Source organism: Cupriavidus sp. R6-3 (assembly GCF_059772245.1).
Genome location: NZ_JCBAJO010000324.1, coordinates 1 through 4,114, shown reverse-complemented (window position 1 = coordinate 4,114; position 4,114 = coordinate 1). Strand labels below are relative to the sequence as shown.

Here is a 4,114-nt window from a genome sequence, read left to right as displayed (position 1 = left end):
GATCGGCTGGCCCTGGGCGTCGCTGACCGGCGCGCCGTTGGCCGGCGAGTGCGGCGCGGCGACCTGCGGCGCCAGGGCGGCGGCGTCGAAGCGATGGGTTTGCAGCAGCGGCGCATCGGCATCGCTGCGCCAGTGCTCGATATCGATCTGCGCCAGCGTGGCGGCGGGCACGCCGGCCTGTTCAAGCCATTGCAGCGTGGTGGCGTCCGGTGCGACGAGGCCCGTCTGCGCGCCCAGCTCGGCGCTCATATTGGTCAGCGTCATCCGCTCCTGCATCGACAGCGCGGTCACCGCCGTGCCGGCATATTCGATCGCCTCGTAGCGGCCGCCGCCCAGTCCGAGCCGGGCGCACAGGAACAGCATGATGTCCTTGGCGCAGACGCCGTCGGCCAGCGTGCCGTCCCATTGGATGCGGATGGTCTGCGGCACGCGCAGCCAGATCTCGCCGGTGGCCAGCACGCCCGCCATCTCGGTGGCGCCGATGCCGAACATATAGGCGCCGAACGCGCCCCCGGTGGGACTGTGGCTGTCGCCGCCGACGATGAACTGGCCCGGCAGCACGTAGCCGCGCTCGGGCAGCACCACGTGGCAGATCCCTTCGTTGTCGATCAGATGCGGCAGGCGCTGTTCGCGGACCCAGTCGCGCGTGAAGCGGACGATCGCCTCGGCCTCGGCATCCGCGGCGGGCACGAAGTGGTCGGTCACGACGACGAAGCGCTCGGGGTCCCAGACCTTGGCGCCCAGCTCGCGCAGCAGCGGCGCGACGCGGCGCGGTCCGCTGGAGTCGTGCGACATCGCCAGATCGACCTTGCAGGTCACCACGGTGCCGGGCGTCGCGCGGTCCAGGCCCGCGGCGCGGGCGACCAGCTTCTGTGCGAGGGTTTGCGCCGGGGCGGTCCCGGCGCCGGCACGGCTCATTCCACCTTGGCCCCCGAATAGCGCACCACGGTGGCCCAGCGCTTGATGTCCTGCTTGACGAAGGCGCTGAAGGCCTCGGGCGTGCTGGCGACCGGCTGCGCGCCATCGCTTTCGAGGCGCTTAGCCACCGATGGCGTCTCCAGGCCCCGGCGCGCGGCCTGATAGAGCGTGCGCGTGACTTCGGGCGGCAGCCCTGCCGGGCCGAACAGCCCGAACCAGGCATTGGACTCGAAGCCCTTGACCGTCTGCGAGATCGGCGGCACGCCCGGCAGCTGCGGCAGCGGCGCCGGACTGGTGACCCCAAGCGCCTTGAGCTTGCCGGCCTTGATATGCGGCAGCACGTTCAGGGTGCTGGCGAACATCAGCTCGACGCGGCCCGACAGCAGGTCGGTCACTGCCGGCGTCGTACCTTTGTACGGAATGTTGACGATGTACGTGCCGGTCATCATCTTGAACATGTCGCCGGCCAGATGCACCGACGAGCCGACGGCGCCGATGCCGAAGTTCAGTTTGCCGGGACGGGACTTGGCCAGCTGGATCAGCTCGGCGACATTGTTGGCCGGCACCGACGGATGGGCGACCAGCACGCTTGGCACGCTGGCCACCAGCGTGATCGGCGTGAAATCGGCGACGGGATCGAAGGGCAGGTTCTTGTACAGCGTCGCGTTGATGGTATGGCTGGTGAAACTCATCAGCAGCGTGCTGCCGTCCGGCGCGCTCTGCGCCACCAGCTCGGCGGCGATATTGCCGCCGGCGCCCGGGCGGTTCTCGACCACGACGGACTGGTCCAGCAGCTTGCCCATCTCGTTGGCGATGGTGCGGGCCAGCGTATCGGTGGTGCCGCCGGCCGGCGCGCCGACCAGGATGCGGATGGGCTTGCCGCCGGCGATCTGGCCAAGCGGGGCCGCCGACGTGCCGGATGTCGCGGAGGTGCCCGATGTCGCCGATGTGCCGGATGTGCTCGCCTGCCCGGCGTTCCCGTTGGTTGCGCCGATGGCGCTGGACGGCGCGAGCAGCGGCAGCAGCGGTATCGGCGACGCCAGCGATGTCAGCAGCGTGGCCGCGCCCAGCCTGAGCGCGGCGCGGCGTGTCTTGACGATGCCGGCGGGGTGCGCCGGCGGCAGAAGGGAACGGCTGGCTCGATGCAGCGGCATGACGCGAGTCTCCTTGTCTGATCGTCGAAGCGCGCAGCATGGCGCGCCTGCGTCAGTCGCGCAAGCTGGTGCGGGTCCCGTTGTCGACCCAGACGTTGGCGCTGTCGCCGCCTGCCGGCGACAGCTCCATCCGGTATTCGTAGCGGTCGGGCCGGTACTGCCCGAGCAGCAGCTGGATCGGCCGGCCGGACTTGTCCTGCACCACGCGGCGGGTCGCCAGCAGCGCGGCGCCGACCGGCACCTCGAGCAGCGGGGCCACCACCACGTCGGCCAAGCGCGCCGACAACACCTGCGTGGCACGGCCCAGCTTCAGGCCGCCGCGGTTCTCGAGCAGCCGCAGGATCGGCGTGGTCTCCAGATCCTTGCGCGTCAGATGGCGGCCCAGGTCGGCCGGCACATAGACGGTGATATGGGACAGCGGCTCGCCGTGGTAATGGCGCACGCGCACCACCTTGGTGACGGGATCGCCGGGCTGCAGGCACAGCGATTCGGCGACGTCCGGGGCGGCCTGCACCTCCTCGATCGAGATCACGTTGACCGAGGTCTTCTGGCCCATGTCCAGCAGGTTGTCCAGCAGGCTGACGGTGCGTGGCGCATTGGCGGCCGGCGCGATCGGATGCGGATTGACGAAGGTGCCCAGGCCGCGATGGCGGCGCACCAGGCCTTCCTGCACCAGGCGATCGAACACACGGCGCATGGTCACGCGCGAGGCATGGAATTGCTTGGCCAGGTCGATCTCGCCCGGCAGAGGCCCCTGGCCAAAACGGCCTTCCACAATCTGTTGGCGCAGCACCACGTAAATCTGGTGATACAGGGGAACGACGGCTTCACTCATGGTTTCCCTTGCGAGTCGACGACAGGTCGGCAATTAGTTTAATGTACTTTAAATCAGACATGGATCAAAGTGACAACGGAATACGTGCCGCCGTGTGAATTCGCACATTGGCTGGGCCGGCCGGTCACTGGCCTTGGCGGAACAACGTCGGCGCAATGTCGACACAATTTCCGGTGCAATCCGGCGAGCGATTTCCAGCCAGCATTTCCGCTACGGGAAGCGACGCATGAAGCGCGCCCCGGCAACGGCCGCCAATGATCCGCGATGCGGTCCATCCGAAACATCCCCCCAATGCAGGACGTGCTTAAAAAAACACCACCTGCGCCCTGTCCGATTCCTCGTTTCAATTCCGTAACGCCACGTCAGCCGGTTCGGTTTTATCGGCATCCCGACTTAACTATCCGGCGATAAACATATTTTTCTCGCGCAATCGGAATCGCCGCGCGACGCCACTTTCCGGCCGCTGTCACAGCGATGTGACATGTCTGTTCCGATTCACAGTATTTAGGCTCCCAGTGTCGCACCGAAAGCGGGATCTTGCACCGCAGCAGGGCCATTTTGGCCTTGTTTTACAAGGGAAAGCGACGCCTGCGGGGGGTGCTGGCACCGAATATGCGCAGGGCGCTTCGGTTTGGCCAATGCCGGACCATGACCTGGCTACCGCTTCGTTTTCCGTCTGACGAGCGCGGCGCCGGGCTGAGTCGCAGAGAACATTCCTCCTGGGAGCTATGTATGAAAAAGACCTTACTCGCGTCCGCCGTCGCCCTGACTCTCGGGGTGACAGGGCACGCCTTGGCACAGACCGCAACCGACGACGCCGTGGCGGTGAATGTCAATGTCACCGACAACGACACCACCACCACGACCAAGACCAATTCGGAGAACCGCGGACGCGCATGGGCTGAGGGCCTTGGCACGACTGCGGCAAACAACGGCTCCACCTCGACCGCCAACTTCTCCAATGCCTTCAACACCAGCCGTGCGGTCGCCATGACGCGCCTGAACGGCACGGTCAGCGGCCTCACCGTCAGCCATATCGGCAACGTGGCCCGCCAGCTGGGTAATGCCAGCGGCGGCGCCGGCGGCCGCGGTGGCGCGGGCACCGGCGGCAATGCCATGGGTGGCACCGGCGGCAATGGCGGCAACAGCGGCAATGGCGGTGCCGGCGGCAACGGCGGTGCCGGCGGCATGGCAAGCATTGGCGATG

The 4,114-nt window shown here is 67.4% G+C and carries 3 protein-coding genes and 1 pseudogene; 1 reads left to right on the top strand and 3 read right to left on the bottom strand.

The features are described from left to right. The 3 genes from AC6EI8_RS24850 to AC6EI8_RS24840 form a co-directional block, all read right to left on the bottom strand. The coding region (locus AC6EI8_RS24850) for an aconitase family protein (protein ID WP_498383170.1) at positions 1 to 918 on the bottom strand (918 nt) is incomplete at its 3' end. Further along, positions 915 to 2,072, bottom strand: coding sequence for a tripartite tricarboxylate transporter substrate binding protein (locus tag AC6EI8_RS24845; protein WP_149318516.1), 1,158 nt, complete (start codon positions 2,070 to 2,072; stop codon positions 915 to 917). The genes AC6EI8_RS24850 and AC6EI8_RS24845, both read right to left, overlap by 4 nt. Before the next feature lie 52 nt (positions 2,073 to 2,124). Further along, complete coding sequence (locus tag AC6EI8_RS24840) at positions 2,125 to 2,907, bottom strand: GntR family transcriptional regulator (protein WP_149318515.1); 783 nt, start codon at positions 2,905 to 2,907, stop codon at positions 2,125 to 2,127. A 732-nt stretch (positions 2,908 to 3,639) separates the two neighbouring features. Here AC6EI8_RS24840 and AC6EI8_RS24835 point away from each other — a divergent pair. Then, positions 3,640 to 4,114: pseudogene (locus tag AC6EI8_RS24835) on the top strand (hypothetical protein); the annotation flags it as partial.